General features: G+C 73.3%; 23 protein-coding genes. 7 read left to right on the top strand and 16 right to left on the bottom strand.

Annotated elements, in window-relative coordinates:
• Positions 1-16: 16 nt before the first annotated feature.
• From tpiA to rapZ, 6 genes are all read right to left on the bottom strand, one after another.
• On the bottom strand, positions 17-808 hold the full coding sequence (gene tpiA / locus GA0070620_RS31125) for a triose-phosphate isomerase (RefSeq protein WP_091597045.1): 792 nt from the start codon (positions 806-808) through the stop codon (positions 17-19).
• Positions 808-2,037, bottom strand: a complete 1,230-nt coding sequence (locus GA0070620_RS31120) for a phosphoglycerate kinase (protein WP_091597042.1) — start codon at positions 2,035-2,037, stop codon at positions 808-810. The genes tpiA and GA0070620_RS31120 overlap by 1 nt, the downstream gene beginning before the upstream one ends.
• A 37-nt stretch (positions 2,038-2,074) precedes the next feature.
• Complete coding sequence (gene gap / locus GA0070620_RS31115; RefSeq protein ID WP_091597039.1) at positions 2,075-3,079, bottom strand: type I glyceraldehyde-3-phosphate dehydrogenase; 1,005 nt, start codon at positions 3,077-3,079, stop codon at positions 2,075-2,077.
• Positions 3,080-3,412: 333 nt separating this feature from the next.
• Positions 3,413-4,393: a DNA-binding protein WhiA gene (gene whiA, locus GA0070620_RS31110; protein ID WP_091597037.1), complete on the bottom strand. Its 981-nt coding sequence runs from the start codon at positions 4,391-4,393 to the stop codon at positions 3,413-3,415.
• 54 nt (positions 4,394-4,447) lie between these two features.
• Complete coding sequence (locus GA0070620_RS31105) at positions 4,448-5,524, bottom strand: gluconeogenesis factor YvcK family protein (RefSeq protein WP_091597034.1); 1,077 nt, start codon at positions 5,522-5,524, stop codon at positions 4,448-4,450.
• The gene (rapZ, locus tag GA0070620_RS31100; protein ID WP_091599675.1) at positions 5,521-6,366 is read right to left on the bottom strand and encodes an RNase adapter RapZ; all 846 of its coding nucleotides are present in this window, start codon (positions 6,364-6,366) and stop codon (positions 5,521-5,523) included. The genes GA0070620_RS31105 and rapZ overlap by 4 nt, the downstream gene beginning before the upstream one ends.
• A gap of 416 nt (positions 6,367-6,782) precedes the next feature.
• Between rapZ and recQ the strand changes: the two genes are divergently transcribed.
• Positions 6,783-8,624 (top strand): DNA helicase RecQ, encoded by a 1,842-nt coding sequence (recQ, locus tag GA0070620_RS31095; RefSeq protein ID WP_091597031.1) that lies wholly within the window; start codon positions 6,783-6,785, stop codon positions 8,622-8,624.
• Here recQ and uvrC read toward each other — a convergent pair.
• The 4 genes from uvrC to rsgA all read right to left on the bottom strand — a co-directional run bounded on the left by uvrC (position 8,621) and on the right by rsgA (position 15,719).
• Positions 8,621-10,639, bottom strand: coding sequence for an excinuclease ABC subunit UvrC (gene uvrC, locus GA0070620_RS31090; protein WP_231922027.1), 2,019 nt, complete (start codon positions 10,637-10,639; stop codon positions 8,621-8,623). The genes recQ and uvrC overlap by 4 nt on opposite strands.
• Positions 10,640-10,802: 163 nt before the next feature.
• Positions 10,803-11,288, bottom strand: a complete 486-nt coding sequence (locus GA0070620_RS31085; protein ID WP_091597029.1) for a Rieske (2Fe-2S) protein — start codon at positions 11,286-11,288, stop codon at positions 10,803-10,805.
• Positions 11,289-11,430: 142 nt separating this feature from the next.
• Positions 11,431-14,373 carry an excinuclease ABC subunit UvrA gene (gene uvrA / locus GA0070620_RS31080; protein ID WP_091597026.1) on the bottom strand — a complete coding sequence of 981 codons (2,943 nt, stop codon included), beginning with the start codon at positions 14,371-14,373 and terminating at the stop codon, positions 11,431-11,433.
• Positions 14,374-14,639: 266 nt separating this feature from the next.
• Positions 14,640-15,719 (bottom strand): ribosome small subunit-dependent GTPase A, encoded by a 1,080-nt coding sequence (gene rsgA, locus GA0070620_RS31075; RefSeq protein WP_091597022.1) that lies wholly within the window; start codon positions 15,717-15,719, stop codon positions 14,640-14,642.
• Positions 15,720-15,895: 176 nt separating this feature from the next.
• On the opposite strand from rsgA, the gene GA0070620_RS31070 reads away from it, so the two are divergent.
• The 5 genes from GA0070620_RS31070 to GA0070620_RS31050 all read left to right on the top strand — a co-directional run bounded on the left by GA0070620_RS31070 (position 15,896) and on the right by GA0070620_RS31050 (position 19,538).
• Positions 15,896-16,612, top strand: a complete 717-nt coding sequence (locus GA0070620_RS31070) for a maleylpyruvate isomerase family mycothiol-dependent enzyme (RefSeq protein ID WP_091597019.1) — start codon at positions 15,896-15,898, stop codon at positions 16,610-16,612.
• 8 nt (positions 16,613-16,620) lie between these two features.
• The gene (locus GA0070620_RS31065) at positions 16,621-17,274 is read left to right on the top strand and encodes an MBL fold metallo-hydrolase (RefSeq protein ID WP_091597016.1); all 654 of its coding nucleotides are present in this window, start codon (positions 16,621-16,623) and stop codon (positions 17,272-17,274) included.
• A gap of 109 nt (positions 17,275-17,383) precedes the next feature.
• Positions 17,384-17,992 carry a dihydrofolate reductase family protein gene (locus GA0070620_RS31060; protein ID WP_091597013.1) on the top strand — a complete coding sequence of 203 codons (609 nt, stop codon included), beginning with the start codon at positions 17,384-17,386 and terminating at the stop codon, positions 17,990-17,992.
• Positions 17,989-18,327: a YciI family protein gene (locus tag GA0070620_RS31055; RefSeq protein ID WP_091597010.1), complete on the top strand. Its 339-nt coding sequence runs from the start codon at positions 17,989-17,991 to the stop codon at positions 18,325-18,327. Before GA0070620_RS31060 ends, GA0070620_RS31055 begins: the two co-directional genes overlap by 4 nt.
• Positions 18,324-19,538 carry an RNA polymerase sigma factor gene (locus GA0070620_RS31050; RefSeq protein ID WP_091597007.1) on the top strand — a complete coding sequence of 405 codons (1,215 nt, stop codon included), beginning with the start codon at positions 18,324-18,326 and terminating at the stop codon, positions 19,536-19,538. Before GA0070620_RS31055 ends, GA0070620_RS31050 begins: the two co-directional genes overlap by 4 nt.
• 102 nt (positions 19,539-19,640) lie before the next feature.
• Here GA0070620_RS31050 and GA0070620_RS31045 read toward each other — a convergent pair whose 3' ends face one another.
• Both GA0070620_RS31045 and GA0070620_RS31040 read right to left on the bottom strand, forming a co-directional pair.
• Positions 19,641-20,270, bottom strand: a complete 630-nt coding sequence (locus tag GA0070620_RS31045) for a DedA family protein (RefSeq protein ID WP_091597004.1) — start codon at positions 20,268-20,270, stop codon at positions 19,641-19,643.
• Between the two features lie 98 nt (positions 20,271-20,368).
• Entirely contained in the window at positions 20,369-21,064 is a 696-nt protein-coding gene (locus tag GA0070620_RS31040) for a class I SAM-dependent methyltransferase (protein WP_091597001.1), read from the bottom strand.
• Positions 21,065-21,235: 171 nt separating this feature from the next.
• Here GA0070620_RS31040 and GA0070620_RS31035 point away from each other — a divergent pair, with 171 nt between their 5' ends.
• Positions 21,236-21,439, top strand: a complete 204-nt coding sequence (locus tag GA0070620_RS31035) for a cold-shock protein (protein ID WP_013287480.1) — start codon at positions 21,236-21,238, stop codon at positions 21,437-21,439.
• A gap of 60 nt (positions 21,440-21,499) precedes the next feature.
• Here GA0070620_RS31035 and GA0070620_RS31030 read toward each other — a convergent pair whose 3' ends face one another.
• From GA0070620_RS31030 to GA0070620_RS31015, 4 genes are all read right to left on the bottom strand, one after another.
• A complete protein-coding gene (locus tag GA0070620_RS31030) occupies positions 21,500-22,771 on the bottom strand; it encodes an MFS transporter (protein ID WP_197677489.1) in 1,272 nt (423 codons plus the stop codon).
• A complete protein-coding gene (locus GA0070620_RS31025; protein WP_091596998.1) occupies positions 22,768-23,343 on the bottom strand; it encodes an ArsR/SmtB family transcription factor in 576 nt (191 codons plus the stop codon). The genes GA0070620_RS31030 and GA0070620_RS31025 overlap by 4 nt, the downstream gene beginning before the upstream one ends.
• Positions 23,344-23,487: 144 nt before the next feature.
• The gene (locus GA0070620_RS31020) at positions 23,488-24,369 is read right to left on the bottom strand and encodes a hypothetical protein (RefSeq protein ID WP_091596996.1); all 882 of its coding nucleotides are present in this window, start codon (positions 24,367-24,369) and stop codon (positions 23,488-23,490) included.
• Positions 24,370-24,529: 160 nt separating this feature from the next.
• Positions 24,530-26,242, bottom strand: coding sequence for a CocE/NonD family hydrolase (locus GA0070620_RS31015; protein WP_091596993.1), 1,713 nt, complete (start codon positions 26,240-26,242; stop codon positions 24,530-24,532).
• Position 26,243: the final 1 nt, after the last annotated feature.

The following is a 26,243-nucleotide window of genomic DNA, read 5'->3' as shown; positions in this document are numbered from 1 at the left end:
CAAGGATAGCGAGCGATCAGCGGGCGATGTGCTCCGGGAACCGGCAGATCTGCGCGAACTCCTCGGCGTCCAGGCTCGCCCCACCGACCAACGCGCCGTCCACGTCCGGCTGGGCCATGATCGAGGCGACGTTCGACGCCTTGACCGAGCCGCCGTAGAGGATCCGGACCTGGTCAGCCGTGCCCTGGTCGTAGGTCTCGGCCAGGCGCTGACGGACCGCGCCGCAGACCTCCTGCGCGTCCTCCGGGGTCGCCGTCTTGCCGGTGCCGATCGCCCAGACCGGCTCGTACGCGACCACGACCTTGGTGACCTGTTCCGCGGACACCCCCTTCAGGGCGCCGACGAGCTGGTCCGCGCAGTGCGCCACGTGGGTGCCCTGCTCCCGGACGTCCAGGCCCTCGCCCACGCAGAGGATCGGCGTCAGCCCGTGCGTCAACGCCGCCTGCACCTTGGCGTTGACCACCGCGTCGTCCTCGTGGTGGTAGGCCCGCCGCTCGGAGTGCCCGACCACCACGTACGTGCAGCCGAGCTTGGTGAGCATCGGGCCCGCGATGTCACCGGTGTACGCGCCGGAGGCGTGCGGCGAGAGGTCCTGGGCGCCGTAGCCGATCAGCAGCTTGTCGCCGTCCACCGCGGTCTGCACGGTCCGCAGGTCGGTGAAGGGCGGCAGCACCACCGTCTCGACGTCGGTGAGCTGCTTCTCGGTGAGGCTGGCCGCCAGCTTCTGCACCAGCAGGTTCGCCTCGAGGTGGTTGAGGTTCATCTTCCAGTTGCCGGCCATCAGCGGCCGGCGGGTGGCGCTTCCCATCACTTCTCCAGGGCTGCGATGCCGGGGAGGGTCTTGCCCTCCAGGTATTCCAGCGATGCGCCGCCACCGGTCGAGATGTGGCTGAACGAGGACTCGTCCAGGCCCAGCGCCCGCACCGCGGCGGCCGAGTCGCCACCGCCGACGACGGTGAACGCGCCGGAGCCGGCGATGGCCTCGGCCACACCCCGGGTGCCGTTGGCGAACGCCGGCATCTCGAACACGCCCATCGGGCCGTTCCAGAAGATCGTCCGCGCGCCGCCCGGCGCGCCGGCCCCCTCCGGGGCGGACGTCAGCGCGGCGGCGAACCCGGCGACCGTCTCCGGCCCGATGTCGAGCCCGACCCGCTTGCTCGGCATGCCGTCGGCACGGACCACGTCGTGCGGGGAGTCGGGCGCGAAGGCGTCCGCCACCACCACGTCGACCGGGAGCATGATCTTGCCCTCGGACCGCTCCAGGAGGTTGCGGCAGGTCTCCACCATCTCCTCCTCCAGCAGCGAGCTGCCCACCTCGTGGCCCTGGGCCTTGAGGAAGGTGAAGCACATGCCGCCGCCGATGAGCAGCCGGTCGACCTTCGGCAGCAGGGCCTCGATCACCGCCAGCTTGTCGGAGACCTTCGAGCCGCCGAGCACCACCACGTACGGCCGCTCCGGCTCACCGGCGAGCGTGGAGAGCACCTCCACCTCGCGCAGCACCAGCCGGCCCGCGAAGCGCGGCAGCCGGGCCGCGACGTCGTAGACGCTGGCGTGCTTGCGGTGCACCGCGCCGAACGCGTCGTCCACGTACGCCGCACCGAACGCGGCGAGCTGGTCGGCGAACGCGCCCCGCTCGGCCTCGTCCTTGCTGGTCTCCCCCGCGTTGAAGCGCAGGTTCTCCAGCAGCGCGACCTCGCCGTCGGCGAGCGCGTCCACGGTGGAACGCGCCGACTCGCCGACGGTGTCGGTCGCGAAGCGCACGGTGACGCCGAGCAACTCGCCCAGCCGGTCGGCGACCGGCCGCAGGCTGAACTGCGGGTCCGGCGCCCCCTTCGGGCGGCCCAGGTGCGAGCAGACCACCACCTGGGCGCCGGCGCCGGTGAGGGCGCTCAGCGTGGGCAGGACCGCGCGGATCCGGCCGTCGTCAGTGATCGCGCCGGACTGCTTGTCGAGAGGGACGTTCAGGTCGGCGCGCACCAGCACGCGCCGACCCGACACCCCCTCGGCGAGCAGGTCGTCGAGGGTACGGATGCTCACCGAGCAGCCCCTTCGTTCGAGACAGCGGACCTCACGGTCACAGCGAGGAACCCACCAGCTTGACCAGGTCGACCAGGCGGTTCGAGTAGCCCCACTCGTTGTCGTACCAGCCGACGACCTTGACCTGGTTGCCGATCACCTTGGTCAGCGGCGCGTCGAAGATGCAGGACGCCGGGTCGGTGACGATGTCGGCGGAGACGATCGGGTCCTCGTTGTAGACCAGGATGCCCTTGAGCGGGCCCTCCGCGGCGGCCTTCAGCGCGGCGTTGACCTCGTCCACGGTGGTCTCCCGGCCGACCTCGACGGTCAGGTCGGTGGCCGAGCCGGTCGGGATCGGCACCCGCAGCGCGTAGCCGTCGAGCTTGCCCTTCAGGTCCGGCAGCACCAGGCCGATGGCCTTCGCGGCACCCGTCGAGGTCGGCACGATGTTCAGCGCGGCGGCGCGGGCCCGGCGCAGGTCCTTGTGCGGCGCGTCCTGCAGGTTCTGGTCCTGCGTGTACGCGTGGATGGTGGTCATCAGACCCTTGGTGATGCCGAACGTGTCGTGCAGCACCTTCGCCATCGGCGCGAGGCAGTTGGTGGTGCAGGAGGCGTTCGAGATGATGTTGTGCTTCGCCGGGTCGTACTGGTCCTGGTTGACGCCCATGACGACCGTGACGTCCTCGTTCTTCGCCGGAGCGGAGATGATGACCTTCTTGGCGCCACCGTCGATGTGGGCCTTGGCCTTGGTGGCGTCGGTGAAGAAGCCGGTCGACTCGATGACGACGTCCGCGCCGACCTCGCCCCACGGCAGCGCCGCCGGGTCCTTCTCCGCGTACGCCTTGATGGTCTTGCCGCCCACGGTGATCTCGTCGGCGGTGGCCTTGACCTCGTGCGGGAGGCGACCCAGGATGCTGTCGTACTTGACAAGGTGGGCAAGCGTCCCGTTGTCGGTCAGGTCGTTGACCGCCACAACCTCGATGTCAGCACCGGACGCCAGGACTGCCCGGAAGAAGTTACGGCCGATCCGGCCGAAGCCGTTGATGCCAACCCGGATGGTCACAGGTCCCATCTCCTCGCGTTCTGGTCCGCCGGCCGCAGAACGTGACGCCGGCGGAGTGATGTGCGCCGACCGTTGGAGCCGGCCGTTGACGTTTCATCTCGGCCACCCCGCCGCGGTCTGAAAGGACCGGACCGCCCGAGGCGGTGAGCACGGCGAGGCGTGCCTGTGCCGGCCCCCTTGCCGTACGCAGCGACCTTATCCGAGCGTGGGGCAGCGCGCTGCGCCGGGTGGCGCTGCGCCCGCACGGCCGGGACGCGGTGCTCCCCGGGCGCACGCGGCGCAACGGCGTCGCGCCTGTCGGCTCGCCCGCCCCCGCTGCCCCCCACCGTCCTATCAGACCACGAGCATGTCGGGCGTGACGGCCGCTTCCGTATCCGGGATGCCCAGGTCACGAGCCCGCTTGTCGGCCAGTGCCAGCAGCCGGCGGATCCGCCCGGCGATGGCGTCCTTGGTCAGCGGGGGGTCGGCGAGCGCGCCCAGCTCCTCCAGCGAGGCCTGGCGGTGCTCCAGCCGCAGCTGGCCGGCCGAGGTGAGGTGGTTGGGGGCGTCCTCGGCGAGGATCTCCAGCGCCCGGGTCACCCGCGCGGCGGCGGCCACCGCGGCGCGCGCCGAGCGGCGCAGGTTGGCGTCGTCGAAGTTGGCCAGCCGGTTCGCGGTCGCCCGGACCTCCCGCCGGACCCGGCGCTCCTCCCAGGCCAGCACGCTGGAGTGCGCACCGATGCGGGTCAGCAGCGCGGCGATCGCGTCGCCGTCCTTCACCACCACCCGGTCCACGCCGCGGACCTCACGGTTCTTGGCGGTGATGCCGATCCGTCGGGCGGCACCCACCAGGGCCAGCGCCGACTCCGGGCCGGGGCAGGTGATCTCCAGCGCGCTGGAGCGGCCGGGCTCGGTCAGCGAGCCGTGAGCCATGAAGGCACCCCGCCACGCCGACACCGCGCAGCAGACGTTCGCGGCCACCACGTGCGGCGGCAGGCCGCGCACCGGCCGACCCCGGACGTCGAGCAGCCCGGTCTGCCGGGCCAGCGCCTCCCCGTCCTTCACCACCCGGACGATGAAGTGGCTGCCCTTGCGCAGCCCGCCCGACGCGAGCACGTGGATCTCGCTGGGGTAGCCGTAGACCTCGGCGATCTCCCGCCGAAGTCGCCGGGCCACCGCCCCGGTGTCCAGCTCCGCCTCCACGACCACCCGGCCGGAGACGATGTGCAGCCCGCCGGCGAAGCGCAGCAGCGCCGCCATCTCCGCCCGCCGGCAGCAGGGCTTGGGCACGTCGACCCGACTCAGCTCGTCCTTGACCGCAGCCGTCATCGCCATTGTGCGTCCCCTCACGGACCGGTTCCGGCGTGTCGCCGGAGATTACGTACGTGTCTAACGATCGGCGCCCAGGACAGGCACCAGTGCGGCGCCCAGGGCGGCCGGATCGTGGCGAGGAGTGCCGTCGGAGACGGCGACGGGGGCGAGGACCAGCCGGGCACCCAGCGATTCTGCCGCACGTCCGACCGGTTCGGGGTCACCCACCGCCTTGGCGTCCGCCAGGACGTGATCCACCTTCAGCTCCGGCAGGTACCAACGCAGGGCGTCCAGGTGGTCGGACACGGAGAGGCCGAGGGTCTCCTTCTCCGCGGCGAGGTTCAGGGTCACCAGCCGGCGGGCCGGGCTCGACACGATCGCGTCGGCCAGCTGGGGCACCAGCAGGTGCGGCAGCACACTCGTGTACCAGCTGCCCGGACCGAAGATCAGCCAGTCGGCGGCGCCGATCGCCGCCACCGCCTCCGGGCAGGCCTCCGGGGCGTCCGGGGTCAACCGCAACGACTCCACCCGACCGGTGGTCACCGCGACCTGGTGCTGGCCGGAGACCGTACGCACCTCGTCCGGGCGGTCCGGGTCGGCCCCGCGGACCCGCGCCTCGATCCCCACCGGCTGGCAGGACATCGGCAGCACCCGGCCCACCGCGCCGAGCATCGCCCCGGCGTGCTCCAGCGCGGCCACCGGGTCGCCGAGCAGCTCCATGAGCCCGCAGAGCACCAGGTTGCCCACGGCATGCCCGGCCAGCCCGTCGCCGCGAGCGTCCGGGCGGTCCACGTCGGGGCCGGGACCGGCGGTGGTGTCCCGGGCGCCGCCCGGGCCGGCGGTGTCCCGGTCCGCCGCGTCCCGTCGGGCCGGGCCCCGGTGGGGCGGGGACTCGGCGAAGCGGTGCTGGAACAGCCCGGCGCTGCGCCGGGTCGCCGGGTGGTCGCCGGCCAGCGCGACCAGCGCCTGCCGCAGGTCACCCGGGGGCAGGCCGCCCCGCTCGGCGCGCAGCCGGCCGCTGGAGCCACCGTCGTCGCCGACGGTGACCACGGCGGTGATGTCCAGGTCCAGCTCCGGGGCGCAGCGGCGCAGCGCCCGCAACGAGGCGGACAGGCCGTGGCCGCCGCCGAACGCCACCACCCTCGTCGTCGTCATTCCCGCCCCAGGTCGCGGTGCTGGGCGTTCGCAGCCAGCCCCGACTGCCGCAGCCGGCCGGCGAGCTCCTCGGCGATGGCCACGCTCCGGTGCTTGCCGCCGGTGCAGCCGACCGCCACCGTCAGGTAGCGCTTGCCCTCCCGCTCGAAGCCGGTGGTGGTGGCGTTGACCAGATCGGCGTACGAGGCGACGAACGCGTCGGCGCCCTCCTGCCCCAGCACGTACGCGCTGACCGCCTCCTCCCGCCCGGTGTGCTCGCGCAGCTCCGGCACCCAGTACGGGTTGGGCAGGAACCGGGCGTCCAGCACGAAGTCGGCGTCCGGCGGCAGGCCGTACTTGAAGCCGAACGACAGGACGGTGACCCGCAGGCGTCGCGCGTCCTCACCTCCGAACAGCTCCTCGATCCGCCGGCGAAGCTGGTTGACGTTGAGGTGGCTCGTGTCGATGATCACGTCGGCCTGGTCGCGGGCCTCCTCCAGGAGGCCGCGCTCGACCGCGATGCCGTCGGCGAGCCGCCCCTCACCCTGCAACGGGTGGGAGCGCCGGACGCTCTCGAACCGGCGGATCAGCACCTCGTCGTCGGCGTCGACGAAGACCACCCGCGGCGAGAAGCCGCGCTCCTTCAGCTCCCGGATCGCACCCGCCAGGTCCGTGGAGAACGCCCGCGAGCGGACGTCGAGCACCATCGCCGTACGCCGGGCCGCGCCACCGGCCTTGACCGCCAGCTCGGCCATGTCGAGCATCAGCGCCTGCGGAAGGTTGTCGACCACGTAGTAGCCGACGTTCTCCAGGGCCCGGGCGACCGTGCTGCGGCCACCGCCGGACAGGCCGGTGACCACCACGAGTGTGGTGTCCGACTCCGCCGACGCCGGCTGCCCCGAGCCGGGCTCCGCCGAGGTGTCGAACCGCCCCTCGGCTGTGCGCGCCTCGCTCACCGAACAACACCCCCAAGCCACGACGCCGCGGCCACCGCCGGCCGCAAACGGTCAAACAGCGACTCTATCCCGCCGATTCCGCACCACCCCCGCACCGCCCCGGACCCCGCCCCCACCCCCCGCGCCCCCTCCCCCGGGCCCCCTCCCCGGGCCCCCCTCTCCCCGGTGATCAAGAGGTTTGCGTCATTCCGGGGCCGGATCCTGACGCGAACCTCTTGATCACCGAGGACAGGGGCGGCGCGGGGCGAGGACAGGGGCGGCCGGGGACGAGGGTGGGGGCGCGGCGGAGGGGTGGCGTCGGGGTGGGCTCGTACACTTCGCGGATGGCCTCCCCCACCGACCTGCGCACCTCCGAGGCGCTCCAGGTGCTGCGCCGGGTGTTCGGCTACGACGCGTTCCGGGGCTTCCAGCAGGAGGTCATCGACCACGTCGTGGGCGGCGGCGACGCGCTGGTGCTGATGCCCACCGGGGGCGGCAAGTCGCTCTGCTACCAGATCCCGGCGCTGGTCCGGCCCGGCGTCGCGGTCGTCGTCTCGCCGCTGATCGCCCTCATGCAGGACCAGGTCGACGCGTTGACCGCGGTCGGCGTACGGGCGGGTTTCCTCAACTCGACCCTGGACCTCGACGCCCGGCGCCGGGTCGAGGCGGCCTTCCTCGCCGGCGAGCTGGACCTGCTCTACCTGGCACCGGAGGCGCTCGGCACCCGGTCCACCGTCCAGCTGCTCGACCGGGGCAAGATCGGTCTGTTCGCGATCGACGAGGCGCACTGCGTCTCCCAGTGGGGCCACGACTTCCGCCCCGACTACCTGGCGCTCAACATGCTGCACGAGCGCTGGCCCGACGTTCCCCGGATCGCGTTGACCGCCACCGCGACCAGCGCCACCCGCGCCGAGATCGCCACCCGGCTCGACCTGACCGACGCCCGGCACTTCGTGGCCAGCTTCGACCGGCCCAACATCCAGTACCGGATCGTCGCCAAGCGGGAGCCGCGCAAGCAGCTGCTGAGCCTGCTGCGCGACGAGCACCCCGGCGACGCGGGCATCGTCTACTGCCTCTCCCGCGCCTCGGTGGAGAAGACCGCCGAGTTCCTGACCGCGAACGGCATTCCCGCGCTGCCCTACCACGCCGGTCTCGACGCGGGCACCCGCGCCGCCCACCAGCAGCGGTTCCTGCGCGAGGACGGCCTCGTCATGGTGGCCACGATCGCGTTCGGCATGGGCATCGACAAACCCGACGTGCGCTTCGTCGCCCACCTCGACCTGCCCAAGTCGGTCGAGGGCTACTACCAGGAGACCGGCCGCGCCGGCCGGGACGGCCTGCCGTCCACCGCCTGGCTGGCGTACGGCCTCCAGGACGTCGTCCAGCAGCGGAAGATGATCGAGACCTCCGACGGCGACCCGGCCCACCGGCGTGGGCTGGCCCGGCACCTGGACGCGATGCTCGCGCTCTGCGAGACGGTCCGCTGCCGCCGGGCGCAGCTGCTCGAATACTTCGGCGACTCGCCCGCCGGCGACTGCGGCAACTGCGACACCTGCCTCAACCCGCCGGAGACGTGGGACGGCACTATCGCCGCGCAGAAGCTGCTCTCCGCCGTCTACCGCCTGGACCGGGAACGCAACCAGCGTTTCGGGGCCGGGCACAGCATCGACATCCTGCTCGGGCGGACGACCGAGAAGGTGACCCAGTTCGGTCACGACTCGCTCAGCGTCTTCGGCATCGGCGGCGAGCTCAGCGAGGCCGAGTGGCGGGCGGTGGTCCGGCAACTGCTCGCCGAGGGCCTGCTCGCGGTCGAGGGCGACTACGGCACGCTGGCGCTCACCGACGCGAGCGCGGACGTGCTGGGCCGGCGGCGGACGGTGATGATGCGCCGCGAACCGGAGCGGCCCGCGTCGACCCGTGGCGGCCGTGCGAAGGCGGCAGCCGCGGCCGCCGAGCTGCCCGCCGCCGCGGCCCCCGTCTTCGAGCGGCTCCGCGCCTGGCGCGCGGCCACCGCCAAGGAGCAGGGCGTCCCCGCCTACGTGATCTTCCACGACGCCACGCTGCGGCAGATCGCGACCGACGCGCCCACCTCGCTGGCCGAGCTGTCCCGGGTCGGCGGCGTCGGGGAGAACAAGCTCGCCAAGTACGGCGAGCAGATCCTCGGCGTCCTCGCCGACGCCGACTAGTCGGTCGGGACGGCGCTCGCGTCCTCGGTCGGCGGGGCCTTGCCCTCGCCGGCCCGGTCGCCCCCGCCCAGCGCCGCCAGCACCGCCTCGGCCGTCCGCCGGCCCACTCCCGGCACCTCGGTGATCTCCTCGACGGTGGCCGCGGAGAGGCGTTTGAGCGAGCCGAAGTGCCGCAGCAGCGCCTTGCGCCGCACCTCGCCCAGCCCGGGCACCGTGTCGAGCGCCGAGGTCGTCATCCGCTTCGAGCGCCGCTGCCGGTGGAAGGTGATGGCGAACCGGTGCGCCTCGTCGCGCACCCGTTGGAGCAGGTAGAGCCCCTCGGAGGCGCGGGGCAGGATGACCGGGAACTCGTCGTCGGGCAGCCACACCTCCTCCAGGCGTTTGGCCAGTCCGCAGAGCGCCACGTCGTCGATGCCCAGCTCCGCGAGGGTCTGTGCCGCCGCCGCGACCTGCGGCGCGCCGCCGTCGACCACCACCAGCTGCGGCGGGTACGCGAACCGGCGCGGGCGTCCCGTCGTCGGGTCGACCAGGGCGCCGACCCGCGGCTCGTCGGCGTCGACCTGGCCGGCCGGAGCCTCGGGGTCGTCGGCCGACTCCACGCCCGCCTCACCGGTCTCGGACCGGGAGTCGAGGTAGCGGGCGAAACGGCGGCGCAGCACCTCGGACATCGCCGAGAGGTCGTCGGTGGCGCCCCGGATGATGAACCGGCGGTATTCGCTCTTGCGCGGCAGCCCGTCCTCGAAGACGACCATGCTCGCCACCACGTCGGTGCCCTGGATCTGGGAGATGTCGAAGCACTCGATGCGCAGCGGCGAGGTGCGCATGCCCAGCGCATCGCTGATCTCGTCGAGCGCCTTGCCGCGGGTGGTCAGGTCGCCGGCGCGCTTGAGCTTGTGTCGGGCGAGCGCGTCCTTGGCGTTGCGCTCCACCGTCTCCATCAGGGCCCGCTTGTCGCCCCGCTGCGGCACCCGCAACGTCACCCGGCTGCCCCGGTGGGAGGAGAGCCAGTCGGCCAACGCCTCGGCATCGCCCGGCAGCGCGGGAACGAGCAGCTCGCGGGGGACGTCGGTCTCGCCCTGCTCGCCGCCGTAGACCTGGGTGCAGAAGTGGTGCACGAGGTCGCCGGTGGTCAGGTCCTCGGTCTTCTCCACGACCCAGCCGCGCTGGCCGCGGACCCGTCCGTCGCGGACGTGGAACACCTGCACGGCCGCTTCGAGGGGGTCGTCGGCGAACGCGACCACGTCGGCGTCGGTGCCGTCGCCCAGCACCACGCTCTGCTTCTCCAGCGCCCGACGCAGGGCCGCCACGTCGTCCCGCAGCCGGGCCGCCCGCTCGAACTCCAACTGCTCGCTGGCCTCGGCCATCTCCCGTTCCAGCTTGCGCACCATGGTGTCGGTGCGGCCGGCCATGAAGTCGCAGAACCCGTCGACGATCTGCCGGTGCTCCTCGGCGGAGACGCTGCCCACGCAGGGCGCCGAGCACTTGCCGATGTAGCCGAGCAGACAGGGACGGCCGACCTGGCCGGCGCGCTTGAACACCCCGGCGGAGCAGGTGCGGGCCGGGAAGACCCGCAGCAGCAGGTCGAGCGTCTCGCGGATCGCCCAGGCGTGCGAGTAGGGCCCGAAGTAGCGCACGCCCTTGCGCTTGGCGCCGCGCATCACCTGCAGCCGCGGGTATTCCTCGTCGAGCGTCACGGCCAGGTAGGGGTAGGACTTGTCGTCCCGGTAGCGGACGTTGAACCGCGGGTCGTACTGCTTGATCCAGAGGTATTCGAGCTGAAGCGCCTCGACCTCGGTGCCGACGGTGACCCAGTCGACGGACTCGGCGGTGGTCACCATCTGCCGGGTGCGGTCGTGCAGGTTCCACAGGTCGCCGAAGTAGGAGTTGAGCCGGCTGCGCAGGCTCCGCGCCTTGCCGACGTAGATCACCCGGCCGGTGCCGTCGCGGAAGCGGTAGACCCCGGGCGACTCCGGAATGGTGCCGGGTGCGGGACGGTAGGTCGAGGGGTCAGCCACGGCTGCAAGCCTAGTCCGCGGGACCGACAGCGCCCGGTCACGGCGTGCCCGCCCCGACGACGCCGGTAACGCGTCACCCCGGGGCGCCTGGGCGACCCCGGGGTGACGGAGGTGGTGCCGCCGGCTGCGGGAGCTTCCGAACGCTCCGCGGCCCGGGCGCGGGTCAGGCGAACGAGATCTGGTCGCCGACGACCTTGACGTTCTTGGCGGGCAGCGGTCGGGTGGCGGGGCCGGCCTTGACCGAGCCGTCCTCGATCGAGAACTTGCTGCCGTGGCAGGTGCAGTTGATCGTGCCGCCGTCGACGTTCGAGACGGGGCAGCGCTGGTGCGTGCAGATCGGGTCGAAGCCCTTGAACTGACCCGGGCTCGGCTGCGTGATCACGACGCCCTCGGCGGCGAGGACCTTGCCGCCGCCGAGCGGGATGTCGGTGGTGGTCGCGAGCGACTGGGACCCCTGCCGGTCACCCCCGCCGGCGTCTCCCGTGCTGGGCACCGTCGGGCCGGGGCTGGTGGTCGACGTGGCGCCGTCACCCGCGTCGTCCGCGCCGCAGGCGGACAGGACGACCGCCGCGCCGACCGCGCCCGCGCCCGCGAACAGGGCCCGTCGCGTCGGCGTGCCCGGACCGCTGCGCACCTGATCCTCACTCATGCTTGCCCTTTCGTCGGCTGCCGCGACCCGTCCTGACGCGGGCCACAATTGTGCACACGCCTCACTCTGCCGGACGGTTCACCCGTACCACATGGTGATGCCCGGTGGAGACGACGTGTGATCGTCTCCACCGGGCGGACGGTCAGCGCGCGCCGGCGGGAACCCTGCGCGGGGAGCGGGCCTTGGCGCCGTTGGCCTTGGCGGCCCGGGAGGTGGCCGCGGCGGCCCCCTTCGCCTCGCCGTCGAGCTTGAGCACCTGGCGGAGGAACTGGCCGGTGTGGCTCTCGGCCACCTCCGCGACCTCCTCGGGCGTGCCGGTGGCGAGCACCGTGCCGCCCCGGTGGCCACCCTCCGGGCCCATGTCGATCAGCCAGTCGGCCGTCTTGATCACATCGAGGTTGTGCTCGATGGTGATCACCGTGTTGCCCTTGTCGACCAGGCCCTCGAGCACCATCAGCAGCTTGCGGATGTCCTCGAAGTGCAGGCCGGTGGTCGGCTCGTCGAGCACGTAGACCGTGCGGCCGGTGGACCGCTTCTGCAGCTCGGACGCGAGCTTGACCCGCTGCGCCTCGCCGCCGGAGAGCGTCGGGGCCGGCTGGCCGAGCCGCACGTAGCCCAGGCCGACGTCGACCAGCGTCTTCAGGTGCCGGTGGATCGCCGGGATGGCCGAGAAGAACTCGGCGGCCTCCTCGATCGGCATCTCCAGGACGTCGGAGACGGTCTTGCCCTTGTAGTGCACCTCCAGGGTCTCCCGGTTGTAGCGGGCACCCTTGCAGACCTCGCACGGGACGTACACGTCGGGCAGGAAGTTCATCTCGATCTTGATGGTGCCGTCGCCGGAGCACGCCTCGCAGCGCCCGCCCTTGACGTTGAAGGAGAACCGGCCGGGGCCGTAGCCGCGCACCTTCGCCTCGGTGGTCTCGGCGAACAGCTTGCGGATGTGGTCCCACACCCCCGTGTAGGTGGCCGGGTTCGACCGGGGCGTACGCCCGATCGGCGACTGGTCGACACCGACCACCTTGTCGACGTGCTCCAGCCCGGTGACCCGGGTGTGCCGACCGGGCACCAGCCGGGCGCCGTTGATCTGGTTGGCGAGCACCGCGTGCAGGATGTCGTTGACCAGGGTCGACTTGCCCGAGCCGCTGACCCCGGTGACCGCGATGAGCTGGCCGAGCGGGAACGACACGGTCAGGTTGCGCAGGTTGTGCTCACGCGCCCCGTGCACCACCAGCTCCCGGCCCGGCGTCTGCGGCCGGCGCTGCCGCGGCGTCGGGATCGACTTGCGTCCGGACAGGTAGGCCCCCGTCATCGACTCCGGGTTCTCCAGCAGGGCCGGCACCGAGCCGCTGTGCACGATCTTGCCGCCGTGCTCACCGGCGCCCGGGCCGATGTCGACGATCCAGTCGGCGGTGCGGATCGTGTCCTCGTCGTGCTCCACCACGATCAGCGTGTTGCCCAGCCCGCGCAGCCGCACCAGCGTCTCGATCAGGCGGTGGTTGTCGCGCTGGTGCAGACCGATCGACGGCTCGTCGAGCACGTAGAGGACACCGACCAGGCCCGACCCGATCTGGGTGGCCAGCCGGATGCGCTGCGCCTCGCCGCCGGAGAGGGTGCCGGCCGGCCGGTCCAGGGACAGGTAGTCCAGACCGACGTCGAGCAGGAACCGCAGCCGGGCGTTGATCTCCTTGAGAACCCGCTCGGCGATCATCTTCTGCCGGTCGGTCAGCTCGATGCCGCCGAGCAGATCGGCGCACTCCCCGACCGACAGGTTGCACACCTCGGCGATGCTCTTGCCGGCGAGCGTCACCGCGAGCACCTCCGGCTTGAGCCGGGCGCCGCCGCAGGCCGCGCAGGGCACGTCGCGCATGTAGCCCTCGTACTTCTCGCGCGACCACTCCGACTCGGTGTCGGTGTGCCGGCGCTCGATCCACTGCACCACGCCCTCGAAGCCGGTGTAGTAGGAGCGCTCGCGGCCGTACTTGTTGCGGTAGCGGACGTGCACCTGGTCGTCGGAGCCGTGCAGGATCGTCTTCTGCGCCCGGGACGGCAGCGCCCGCCACGGGGTGTCCAGGTCGAAGTGCTCGGCCTCGCCGAGCGCCTCCAGCAGTCGCAGGAAGTATTCGAGGTTGTGCCCCGTCGACCAGGGCTGGAGGGCGCCCTCGCGCAGGCTGCGCTCCGGGTCGGGGACCACCAGCTCCGGGTCGACCTCCTTCTTCGTGCCCAGGCCGGTGCACTCCGGGCAGGCGCCGTAGGGCGCGTTGAAGGAGAAGACCCGGGGCTCCAGGTCCTCGATGGCGAGCGGGTGGTCGTTGGGGCAGGCCAGGTGCTCGGAGTAGCGCCGCTCCCGGTCGGGGTCGTCCTCGGCCAGGTCGACGAAGTCGAGCAGGACCAGGCCACCGGAGAGGCCGAGCGCGGCTTCGACCGAGTCGGTCAGCCGCTGCTTGGCGGTGGGCTTGACGGTGAGGCGGTCGATCACCACCTCGATGGTGTGCTTCTCCTGCTTCTTGAGCTTCGGCGGCTCGGTGAGCGGGTGCACCACGCCGTCGACCCGCGCCCGCGCGTAGCCCTTGGCCTGCAGCTCGGCGAAGAGGTCGACGTATTCGCCCTTGCGGCCGCGCACCACCGGGGCGAGCACCATGAAGCGGGTGCCCTCGGCCATGGCGAGGACCCGGTCGACGATCTGCTGCGGGCTCTGCTTGGAGATCCGCTCGCCGCAGACCGGGCAGTGCGGCTCGCCGACCCGGGCGAAGAGCAGGCGGAGGTAGTCGTAGACCTCGGTGATCGTGCCGACCGTCGACCGCGGGTTGCGCGAGGTCGACTTCTGGTCGATCGAGACGGCCGGGCTGAGGCCCTCGATGAAGTCGACGTCGGGCTTGTCCATCTGGCCGAGGAACTGCCGGGCGTACGAGGAGAGCGACTCCACGTAGCGCCGCTGCCCCTCGGCGAAGATCGTGTCGAACGCCAGGCTCGACTTGCCCGACCCGGAGAGCCCGGTGAACACGATGAGGGCGTCCCGGGGCAGGTCGAGACTGACGTCACGCAGGTTGTGCTCGCGCGCGCCACGGATGATCAGTCGGTCGGCCACGGTGCGTGTGCTCCCGGAAGAAGATGAGGCGGATCTGTCCGCTCGGAGGCGGGTCTGTGCGGTTGTGCGGGCGCAAGAATGACGCCTCGGCAACTCTAGCCCCGAGGTACGACAATTCTCCGCGCCCGCACATTCCCCCTGCTCAGCCCGGTCGGCCGCGGCTCCCGGCCGCCTGTCGGCACCCGGGAGAGCCGACCGGGAACCACCCCGGACCGTCGATCCGTGACCCCGGGCCGGAACCCACCCGCCTCGCCGCGGACGGCGGGTCAGAACCCGCCCGCCGACGGCGGCCGGGCCGGGCGGGTCGACCGCCGCCGGGCACCCCGCCAGCCGCCGCGCCGCTCCGCCGCCACCCGGGCCTCCCGGCGCCGGCTCTCGTACGCCACCTCCCGCTGCAACCGTCGCCAGCTCTCCCAGCGCCGCGTGGTCAGCTCACCCGTCTCCAGCGCCTCCCGCACCGCGCAGCCCGGTTCCCCGTCGTGGGCGCAGTCGGCGTACCGGCAGTCGACGGCCAGCTCGGCGATGTCGGCGAAGGCCTGGTCCAGGCCGGTGGAGCCGTCGAGCAGGCCCACCGCCCGTACGCCGGGGGTGTCCACGACCGCGCCACCGCCGGGCACCGGCACCAGGGCCCGCCAGGTGGTGGTGTGCCGGCCCTTGCCGTCCACCCGCCGGATCGCCTGCGTCGGCATGACCAACGCCCCGGCGAGGGCGTTGACCAGGCTCGACTTGCCCGCGCCGGACGGTCCGAGCAGGCCGAGGGTGCGGCCCGGCGCCACCTCGGCCCGCAGTGGGTCCAGGCCGGTGCCGTGCTCGGCGCTGACCGGCAGCACCGGCACGCCGGGCGCGACCGCGGCGAGTTGGCGGGCGAGCGGCTCCGGGTGGTCGGTCAGGTCGGCCTTGGTGAGCACCACCAGCGGGCGGGCGCCGGACTCGTGGACCAGGGAGAGCAGCCGCTCGATGCGGGCGACGTCCGGCTCGGGGTGCACCGGCTCGATCACCGCGGCGGCGTCGAGGTTGGCGGCGAGCACCTGTCCGCTGGCGTCCTTGCCGGCGGTACGGCGCACCAACGCGGTCCGCCGGGGCAGCACGGTCTCGACGGTGGTCCGCCCGTCGGGCCAGGTGCCGACGAGCACCCAGTCGCCCGCGCAGGGCAGCCGGGTCAGGTCGGTGGCGGCGTCGGCCAGCAGCCCGCCGCCGAGGCTGGCGCGGACCGGACCGTCCGCGCAGAGAACGGTGCAGACGCCGCGGTCTACCCGGGCCACCCGGCCCGGCCGGTGATCGGTGCGACGGCGTACGTGGGCCGCCCACTCGGCGTCCCAGCCGAGGGCGGTCAGATCGATGGTCATGGGATCCTCATCGCTGTCGGAGGTGACGACGGTGGACCACGCGTGCTTCGACCGGCATGAACCCACCTCCCCCGATGTCCCGGTGCCGCGTACGGTGCTGACGGTAGGGCGGACGGCGACGCGCCGAAAGCGATTTCCGCGGGGACGCCCGGACCCCGGACCGTTAGGGTCGGAACGTGACAACCGATCCCCTGCTGCTGATCGGCGAGGTGGACGACGCGACGTCGCGGCTGCTGCGCACCGCGGCGACCTTCGACGAGGCGGACCTGGCCGCCGCGTCGCTGCTGCCGGGCTGGTCCCGCGGCCACGTCCTGGCGCACCTGGCCCGCAACGCGGACGGCTTCGTGAACCTGCTCAACGCCGCCCGCACCGGCGAGGCCCGCCCGATGTACGCCTCACCGGCCGCCCGGTCCGCCGACATCGAGTCCGGCGCCGCGCGGGCGGCGGAGGCGCACCTTGACGACCTGCGACGCTCGGCCGACCGGTTCGCCGAGGCGGTCGGCGCGATGCCGGCCGACGCGTGGAGCGCGACCGTCGAGACGCCGCGCGGCCCGAAGGTCGCGGCGCTGCTCGTCTGGGGGCGGCTGCGCGAGGTGGAGGTGCACCACCTCGACCTGGCCGCCGGGCACGGGCCGGCGGACTGGCCGGAGGCGTTCGCCCACCGGCTGCTGCACGAGGTGGCGACCGACCTGGCCGACCGCCCCGGCGTACCACCGATGGTGCTGCGCTTCGACGGCAGCCGCCACGAGCTGGTCCTCGGTGGGCGCGAGGGCGCCCCGGTCGTGGCCGGCACCGCCCCCGACCTCGCCGCCTGGCTGATCGGCCGCGACGGCGGCGACCGACTCACCGTCACCCCCACCGGCCCCCTGCCGAACCCACCCGAATGGATGTAGACGACCACATGACCTACAGCGGAGACGTGACCCCCGGCGGCGCGCCGGCGGTACGCGAGCTTTCCGGGCTCACCGTCAGCAAGCTGTCGGTGGGCCCGATGGACAACAACGCCTACCTGCTGACCTGCCGCTCGACCGGCGACCAGGTGCTCATCGACGCGGCGAACGAGGCGCCCCGGCTGCTGGAACTGATCGGCGGCGACGGCCTGGACGCGGTGATCACCACGCACCGGCACATGGACCACTGGGTGGCGCTGGAGGAGGTGGTCGCCAAGACCGGGGCCCGGGCGCTGGTTCACGCCGACGACGCGGAGGGGCTGCCCATCCCGGCGGAGACCCTCACCGAGGGCGACACCGTGCCGGTCGGCGACTGCGCGCTGGAGGTCATCCACCTGCGTGGGCACACGCCCGGCTCGATCGCGCTGCTCTACCGCGACCCGGCCGGGACGCCGCACCTGTTCACCGGCGACAGCCTCTTTCCCGGTGGGGTCGGGAACACCGACAAGGATCCGGAGCGGTTCGCCGCGCTGATCGACGACGTCGAGCGGAAGCTGTTCGGCCGGCTGCCGGACGACACCTGGTTCTACCCGGGCCACGGCAAGGACAGCACCCTCGGCGCGGAGCGGCCGGCGCTGCCGCAGTGGCGGGCGCGCGGCTGGTAGCGGGCGGGCCCGGCCGGAAAAGTCCCGGCCGGTGTCGATCCGCCGGCGGGCGGTTCGTGTAGGGGGTGACGGGCCGGCGAGGGGCCGGCCCCACACCCGAGGAGTGGCGATGGGCAAGCTCGTTGTCGTGGAGAACGTGACGCTCGACGGGGTCATGCAGGCACCCGGCGGGGCGGACGAGGACACGCGCGGCGGCTTCCGGCACGGCGGTTGGGCGCGCCCGTACGCCGACCACGTCATGGCCGAGACGATGGGCAAGGGCATGGGCGAGGACGGCGTGCTGCTGTTCGGCCGCCGCACCTACGAGCAATTCCACGGCTTCTGGTCGACGCGGACGGACGGCAACCCGTACACCGAGGTCCTCAACCGCAAGCGGAAGTACGTGGCCTCGCGCACCCGGACCGAGCCGCTGCCGTGGGCCAACTCGCGACTGCTGGGCAACGACGTGCCGCGGGCCGTGGCCGCGCTCAAGAACGAGGTCGAGGGCGACCTCGTCGTGCTCGGCAGCGGCGAGTTGGTGCGGTCGCTGGCGCGGGCGGGTCTGGTGGACGTCTACACCCTGTCCATCCACCCGCTCACGCTGGGCACCGGCACCCGGCTGTTCACCGAGGGCGCGGACGCGTACGCCACCCTGGAACTCGCCGAGGCGGTGCCGACGACGACCGGCGTGATCATCGCCAGCTACCGTTCGACGGTCGGAGAGGCTCGCGTGTCGTGAGGCGCTACCTGCTCAGCATCTATCAGCCCGACGGCGACCCGCCGCCGCCGGAGGTGCTCGACCCGATCATGGCGGATCTCGGCGCCCTCACCGAGGAGATGCGGGCCGCCGGCGTCTGGGTCTTCTCCGTCGGGCTGCATCCGGCCGCCACCGCGACGGTCGTGCGCGACCGCGACGGCCAGGCGCTGCTCACCGACGGCCCGTTCACCGAGGGCAAGGAGCACCTCGGCGGCTTCACCGTCATCGACGCGCCCGACCTCGACGTGGCCCTGATGTGGGGTGCCCGGTTGGCCCGCGCCTCGACGCTGCCGGTGGAGGTGCGGCCCGTCGCATGAACAGCGGCGACATCGACCGGATCTTCCGCGCCGAGTACGGCCGCGCGGTCGCCGTCCTGGTCCGTTTCCTCGGCGACATCGACGCCGCCGAGGACGCGGTCCAGGACGCGTTCACCGCGGCGGTACGGCGCTGGCCGGTCGACGGTGTGCCGCCCAGCGCGGCCGGTTGGATCATCACGACCGCCCGGAACCGGGCGATCGACCGACTGCGCCGCGAGTCCACGCGAGCCGACCGGCACAGCGAGGCGCTTCGGCTGCACGCTCCCGACGCGGCACCGGGATCGGAGGGACCCGTGCGCGACGACCGGCTCCGCCTGATCTTCACCTGCTGCCACCCGGCGCTCGCGCCGGCCGCCCGCGTCGCGCTCACGCTCCGGCTGCTCGGCGGCCTCACCACCGCCGAGATCGCGCGTGCGTTCCTGGTGCCCGAGTCGACCATGGCCCAGCGGCTCGTCCGCGCCAAGAGCAAGATCCGCCACGCCGGGATCCCCTACCGCGTGCCCGGCGACGCCGACCTCCCCGACCGCCTGCCGACGGTCCTCGCCGTCGTCTACTTGATCTTCACCGAGGGGCACACCGCGAGTTCGGGCGACACCCTCGCCCGTGACGACCTGAGAGCCGAGGCGGTCCGGCTCGGGCGGCTGCTTGCGGAGCTGATGCCGGACGAGCCGGAGGTACGCGGGCTGCTCGCGCTGATGCTGCTGGTCGAGTCGCGGAGGCCGGCGCGCACCGGTTCGGACGGTACGCCGGTGCGACTCGCCGAGCAGGACCGCACGCTCTGGGACCGCGCGTTGGTCGCGGAGGGCCAGGACCTGGTCCGGTGGTGCCTCCGCCGCAACCGGCCCGGCCCCTACCAGCTCCAGGCCGCCGTCAACGCGGTGCACAGCGACGCCGCCACGGCCGTCGACACCGACTGGTCGCAGATCCTCGCGTTGTACGACCACCTGACCGCCCTCACGCCCACCCCGGTCGTGGCCCTGCACCGCGCGGTCGCGGTGGCCGAGGTGCACGGCCCGGCCACCGCGCTGTCCCTCGTGGACGACCTGCCGGGTCTGGACCGCCATCACGTGCTCCACGCGGTCCGCGCCGACCTGCTGCGCCGCCTCGGCCGCGCCGACGAGGCCGCGGCGGCGTACCGCCGGGCCGCCGCGCTCACCGACAACGCGGCGGAACGCCACTTCCTCCACTCCCGGGCCGCCGTCGTGACCTGAACCGCGCCCACCTCCGGCCCGGCACGACCGACGACGCCGGCACGGTCCGGCGCCGGTCCCGGTTCGGGCCGCCTGGCGGCGGTCCCGGTCCGGCGTGGACGGTCAGGCGTCGGTGTCGGAGAGGCCGGCGAGGGCGCTCAGCCGGCGCCGGGTGCCGAGCAGCACCACGCCCGCCAACAGCAGCCCGACCGCCATGGTGACCAGCATCGGGCTGCCGGAGCCGCCGGGCAGCAACCCGGCCAGCGACCGGGACGCGGTGCCGAGGACCAGGTAGAGCCCGGCCCAGGCGGCGGCGCCGAGCGCCGCGCAGCCGAGGAAGCGCCGGTACGACATGCGCAGCCCGCCCGCGGCCAGCGGCAGCAGCGCGTTGAACACCGGCAGGAACGGCGCGACCAGCACCATCCGCCCGCCGCCCCGGCGCAGGATGCCCTCGGCGGCGGCCCACCGGGACTCGCCGATCCAGCCGCCGACCCGGCTGTGCCGCAGGCGGTCGCCGTAGCGGCGGCCGGCCGCGAAGCTCAGGGACCAGCCGGCCAGGCAGCCGGTGACGACGGCGACGAAGGTGGCCAGCCCGGTCGCGGGCCGGCCCACCCCCACCGCGGCGAGGATGGCCACGTCGCCGGGGACCAGCACCCCCAGCAGCGGCACGGCGTCGAAGAGCATGACCACCCCGAGCGCCCCCACCAGCAGGGTGATGGGCAGCTCTCCGACCTGTGCCAGCCAATCCGCCATGCCTCGTACGCTATGGCCGCCGCGCCACCGGCCACATCCGGCCGGATCCCCCACCTGACCCCTGACGTCGACTCGGGGTGGTCCCTGAGCCCGGTCGCTCAGGCGGGGCGCAGCACCTGCACCCGGCGGACCGGCGAGTCGACCGACGGTTCGGTGGTGGGTACGGGGTAGGTCGCGACCGAGTCGAGCCGTCCGCGTGGCAGGTGACCCCGGTCGGGGTCGCCGACCAGCACCTCGGCACCGGCCTCGGCGGCCCGGGCCAGGAAGGGCAGCACCCGACCGGCGAGTTCCCGGTCGTACAGGACGTCGCCGGCGACCAGCAGGTCGGTGCCCAGATCGGTCGAGTCGAGCAGGTCTCCGCCGGTCGCCGCCACCGTGACCTGGTTGGCGCGGGCGTTGACCGTCACCGCGGCGACCGCGTACGGGTCGATGTCGTTGGCGGTGACGTGCGCGGCGCCGGCGAGCGCGGCGGCGATGGCGACCAGGCCCGAGCCGGCCGCCAGGTCCAGCACACGGCGTCCGGCGGCGAGTTCGGGGTGGTCGAGCAGGTGTCGGGCCAGGGCCTGCCCGCCGGCCCAGACGGACGCCCAGTAGGGCGGCGGCAGGGCGTGCCCGGCGGACGCCTCCATCCGGGCCCACCACACGATCGCGTCCTCGGCCAGGTGCAGGCGCACCTCGGGAACGAAGGGAATGGGCACCAGCCGCAGCCGGTCGAGCCCGCCGCCCGGAGCGTCGATCTCCCGCTCCAGCTCGGTCAGCGCGGCGGCTGCGGCATCGTCCACCGTCGCAAGCATGCCCCAGGGTGCGGGCCGGCGCGCGGCTTTTGCCGGGCCGCACGCAGAGTTCACCCGGTCGCCTGCGGCACTTCGCCCGGCGGATGAGGGTTTGGCCGGTTACTGTCTTGGTGGTACAGGGCGATCATCGGCGACGACCGGTGGTCACCCGCATTGAACAGGGAGAGACGCATGGCAACCGGCACGGTTAAGTGGTTCAACTCGGAAAAGGGCTTCGGCTTCATCGAGCAGGACGGCGGCGGCCCGGACGTGTTCGTCCACTACTCGGCCATCCAGAGCAGTGGCTACCGGGAGCTCAACGAGGGTCAGAAGGTCGAGTTCGAGGTGACCCAGGGTCAGAAGGGCCCGCAGGCGGACAACGTCCGTCCGATGTGACCTCCGCGCCGGTGGCGGCGACCGGTCGACCGGTCGCCGCCCCAGCGCACCTGTGCCGGGTCAGGTCCCCGGTGCGGCGGGCAGGTCCCGTCGGCGACGCAGGGGCCCGATCAGCAGGATGAGCGGCGTCGCCGCGAGCCAGCAGGTCATCGCCAGCACCGCGGTCCGAGCGCCGTACGCGCTGCCGAGCGCGCCGGCCAGCAACGCGGCCACCGGGATGGTGCCGTAGTTGAGCAGCTGCATGCTCACGGTCACGCGGCCGAGCAGGTGGTGCGGCGCGTACGTCTGTCGGAAGCTGCCCTTCAGCACGTTTCCGACGGCCACCCCGAGGCTGATCAGCACCCCGCCGACGGCAGGCCAGAGCAGGGCCGGGCCGGGGTCGGCGAGCGGGATCAACAGCGCCGGTGGCCCGGTGAGCACCGCGGCCAGCAGCATCGCGCGGGCGGTGCCCAGTCGCCGGCCGACGGTGGTGGCGAGCAGCGCGCCGACGACGCCGCCGAGGCTCATCGCCGCGACCAGCAGGCCGACGACGCCGGGGGCGAGCCGGACGTCGCGGACCAGGAAGACGACCAGCACGGCCTGGTAGCCGACCAGCCCGATGTTGCTGGCCGCGCCGAAGAGCGTCAGCACCCGCAGGTACGGGTCCCGGGCGACGAACCGGAGCCCGTCGGCGATCTCACGGCGCAGCGACCGTCCCGGCCCGGTCGGGGCCGGCCGAGGTTCCCGGGTGCGGATGCGGGCGATGCCGACGGCGGAGACGAGGAACGTCAGCGCGTCCAGCAGCAGGGCCGCGACGGCGCCCACGGCCTGGGCGATCAGCCCGGCGAGGCCGGGCCCCACCACGTAGCTCGCGGTCTGGGTGGCCTGCAGTTTGGCGTTGCCCTCCGGCAGGTCGGCCGGGCGCAGAATCACCGGCAGGTAGACCTGGTCGGCGGTCTCGAAGAACACCCGGGCCAGCCCGGCGCCCAGCGCCACCGCGAGCAGGTGCCCGACGGTGAGCATCCCGGCCGCGGCGGCCGCCGGCACACTGAGGAAGAGCAGCGCCGACACCACGTCACAGCTGATCATGAGGGGTCGGCGGGGCAGCCGGTCCACCCACGCGCCGGCCGGCAGGCCGAGCAGCAGCCAGGGCAGCCAGGCCGCGGCGGTGAGCACCGCCACCTGGAAGGTGCTCGCGTCGAGCACGGCCACCGCCACCAGGGGCAGCGCGACGGTGGTGACGTTGCTGCCGACGCTGCTGACCGTCTGCGCGGTCCACAGCAGCCGGAATTCGCGGTGTCGGAGCAGGCCGCCGCGCCGCGGGGGCGCCGGCGCCGTGGCGAGGCCGGTCACGGCCGGGCCGGGACGCCGTAGGCGAACACGAAGACCGGCTTGCGGTCCCGCCCGTCGTCGGGGACGTCCCGGTCGGCCCACCGGGCCAGCAGGTCGATCACCTCGCGTCCCAGCTCGGCCAGCTCCTCGGGGGTGAGGTGCAGCCAGCGGTCGGTGGAGAACGGCCCGTCGTCCCACTCGGCCTGTGTCGCCTCGTCGGTGGCGTGCCAGGCCCGGGCGAGCGAGACGTGCCGGTCCAGGTTGAGTGAGGTCGCGGCGTCGGCCACCGCCCGGCCGGCCGGGTCGCTGTCGAAGTCCGAGTTGGACCAGCGCAGCCCACGGTTGACCAGCTGCCACCACCGCTCGCGGCGGTCCCGGGCGAGGTCCGGTGCCTCGGCGACCAGTTCGGCGCCGGCGAGCACCTTGAGGTGGTGGCTCACGTTGGCGGGCGCCTGGCCGGTGCGCTCGGCGAGCTGGCCGACGGTCGACGGGCCGTGCACCTTGAGCACGTCCATCAGCCGGCGGCGCAGCGGGTGGGCCATCGCGGCGAGCACCCGCGAGTCGGTCACCTGGCGTACGTCGTGGTTCTCCATGCCACCAGCCTGACATCCGCAAGAGCTATTGCACAAAGCTTCTTACGTAAGTGTTCTTGCGAATACTGGCCGGCGCGGTGCCACCGACCGGGCAACCGGAGCCTCGGAGCGGGCCACCCCGGGCCGGGGTGGCCCGCCCACGACTCAGGCGGCCAGGCGACGGGCCAACTCGTCGGCGACCTGCTTGGCCATCGTCGGCGGGATCGCCGCGGCGATCCGCTCCGGGCTGAGCCCGGCGAGCACACCCTGGATGATCGACGGCTCGTCGGTGAAGTCCCGGCCCGCGAGCGTGGTCAGCGCCTGCTGCACGCTGGTGAGCTGGGTGGCGAGACTGGTCAGCGTCGGGTGGCTGACCGGCTTGGCGCCGGGAACGTCGTCCTTGCCGACGGCCAGGCGCAGGTACGTCTGGCCGATCGGTTCCCGGCCGTCGAGGCGGGAGAGCATGGTCTCCACGCGCTTGAGACGCTGGTCCTGTTCCGGTGTCATGTCGTCCTCCAAGAGACCGATGGTGGTCAGGTAGCGACGGAACAGGGGTGTCTGGTCCCGCCCCGCCTTGATCGAGTCGCGGAAGAAGCTGAAGTGCGTGTGCCACAGATGCGAACTGTCCCCCGTGGTGCGGCGACCGAGTCGGTCCCACCGTCGGACGGTCCGCCCGTCCGGGCTGTAGATGATCTCCCGGATGTCGCGGGTGTCGGCGGCGTTCGCGGCGCACTGCGCGACGCACCACGTGGAGAAACTGCGCAGGTCGTGGGTGCCGCCGCCGGCCCGCACCTGGAACTGGCCGACGTCGAGCGCCGCCGCGTCCAGGGTCAGGCCGGTGCGGTCCCGTGACGACTCGACGACCGAGTAGTCGTTGGTCACCACGCGGTCGGAGCCGCAGTGGTAGCCACCCCGGTGCGCGGGATCGCCGACGATGCCGACCTCCGCGGGTTCCAGGTCCGCGTCACGGACGGCGTTCTTGTCGACGTTGAGGTGCGCGAGCAACAGGCTGCGTACGGCCATCAGGTTCGCCGGAGCCCGGGTCATGATGCCCCCTCTCTGGTGGAACGGGGGCCGGGCACGGCGTTACACCGCGTGTGGATGACGAGGCGCTTGCGCAGGCCCGGCCGGCGTGGTGCACGGCGCCGGGCGTTGGCTCAACCATAGCCCGCATCTGGGCAAACGCCCAGGTCAGCGGGTTTCACATTCACATTGGACGGCTTCTTGCTCCATTCTGGACGACCGGCAGGAACACCGCGGAGGGGTGCTCCGGGTCATGCAGAATCAGCCGTCGCCCCGCACGCAGCGTGACGGCGGTGCCGAGTGGCTCGCCGGTGCCGGGGTTGCGGGCGTACCGGGGGTGGGCGCCGCCGGTGACATGCACGCGCAGCCGGTGCCCGGGCGCGAAGCGGTGGGCGGTCGGCCAGAGCGTCACCGGCACGCGCACCACACCGTCCGGGCCGCTCGGGAACCGGTCGGGTGAGACCCGGACGAGCCCGTCGCACACGTTCCACGACCGCCCCCGGCGGTCCACATCGCACAGCCGCACGAACACGTCGAGCCAGGGCAGGTCGCTGCGGACGTGGATCCGCGCCGACACCGGTCCGGCCACCTCGACCGGCGCGGCGAGCGGATCGGTGGTGTAGGTGAGCACGTCGGGGCGGGCCTCGATCCGCCGGTTGTCCACCGGACCGGCCCGCTGGGCGACCAGCAACGGCCCACCGAGCGACGGGGTCGGGTCCGCCGGGTCGTACCAGATGGCGTCCGGCGGGGACGGCACCGGCGGCCGGGCCGACAGGGCCCCGCCCGGGTGCAAATACCACGGCGTGACCGTGGCCGGCGGCGGCCAGTCCGGCAGGTCGCGCCACCCGCCGCCGGTGCCACCGACGTACACCCGCACGCCCCCGGGCTCCGCCGCCGCGCGCCGGGCGGGCTCCGGTGCCGGATCCCGGGCGGGCTCCCGGGCCGGTCGGGATCGGTTCGGGGCGAGGTGCGTGTCCAGCCAGGTGAGGCCCTCCCGCAGCGCCGCCGCGAACAGTCCGGGGCTGCCGTGCGTCCAGGGGCCGATCACCAGGCGCGGGTGCCGGCCGGCGGCGCGCAGGGCGGCGTAGTCGGCCAGCTGCGCCGGCAGGAAGATGTCGTGCCACCCGCTGACCATCGCCACCGGGGCACGCACCCGGGCCACGGCGTCGTCGAAGATCCGGGCCCGCCAGTAGTCTGCGTGCGGCGTGTGGTGGGTCAGCCACTCCTGGAAGAAGGGCACGGTCACCCCGGTGGCGACCCGGTCGGCCTCGACGAGGGGCAGGTGCGCCAGCGCCGCGGCGAGCCGGGGCTGGCCGCGTTTGAGCTCCCACTGGCGGGCCAGCCACGGCACGGTCTGCGCCTGGAGCAGCTCGGCCCAGGTGAGCACGGTGTCCAGGGCGAACGCCTCCCCCGCGTACGTCGAGTCGCGGGTGGCCGAGGCGGTGACCACGGCGACCATCGCGCGCAGCTCGTCGCCGGCCTCGGCGGCGATCGCCCACTGCACGAAGCCCTGGTAGCTGGCCCCGAAGCTGCCGAACGCGCCCGAGTACCACGGTTGGCGGCGCAGCCAGTCCAGGGTGTCCAGACCGTCGTCGCGCTCGTGCACGAGGGGGTTGAACGTGCCGCCGGAGCCGTAGGTGCCCCGGCAGGACTGGACCACGACGTGGAAACCCCGCTCGGCGAGGAGCTGGCCGAGCAGCCGCAGGGGGCCGCCCCGTCCGTACGGCGTGCGGATCAGGACGGTGGGCGCGCCGGAGCGCTCGGGGGCGTAGTGGTCGGTCCGCAGGGTGACGCCGTCCCGGACCCGGACGGGAAGGCCCCGGGTGACGGTGACCCGACCGGTGCGGGCCGCGGGCAGCCGCAGCGCCGCCGCGGCGAGCCGGGTGACCAGCCGCACG

It is taken from the genome of Micromonospora krabiensis (assembly GCF_900091425.1).
In the GTDB taxonomy this organism is placed as follows: domain Bacteria; phylum Actinomycetota; class Actinomycetes; order Mycobacteriales; family Micromonosporaceae; genus Micromonospora; species Micromonospora krabiensis.
Note: the sequence above shows the minus strand (reverse complement) of the source record. Positions and strands in the feature narration are given on the sequence as shown.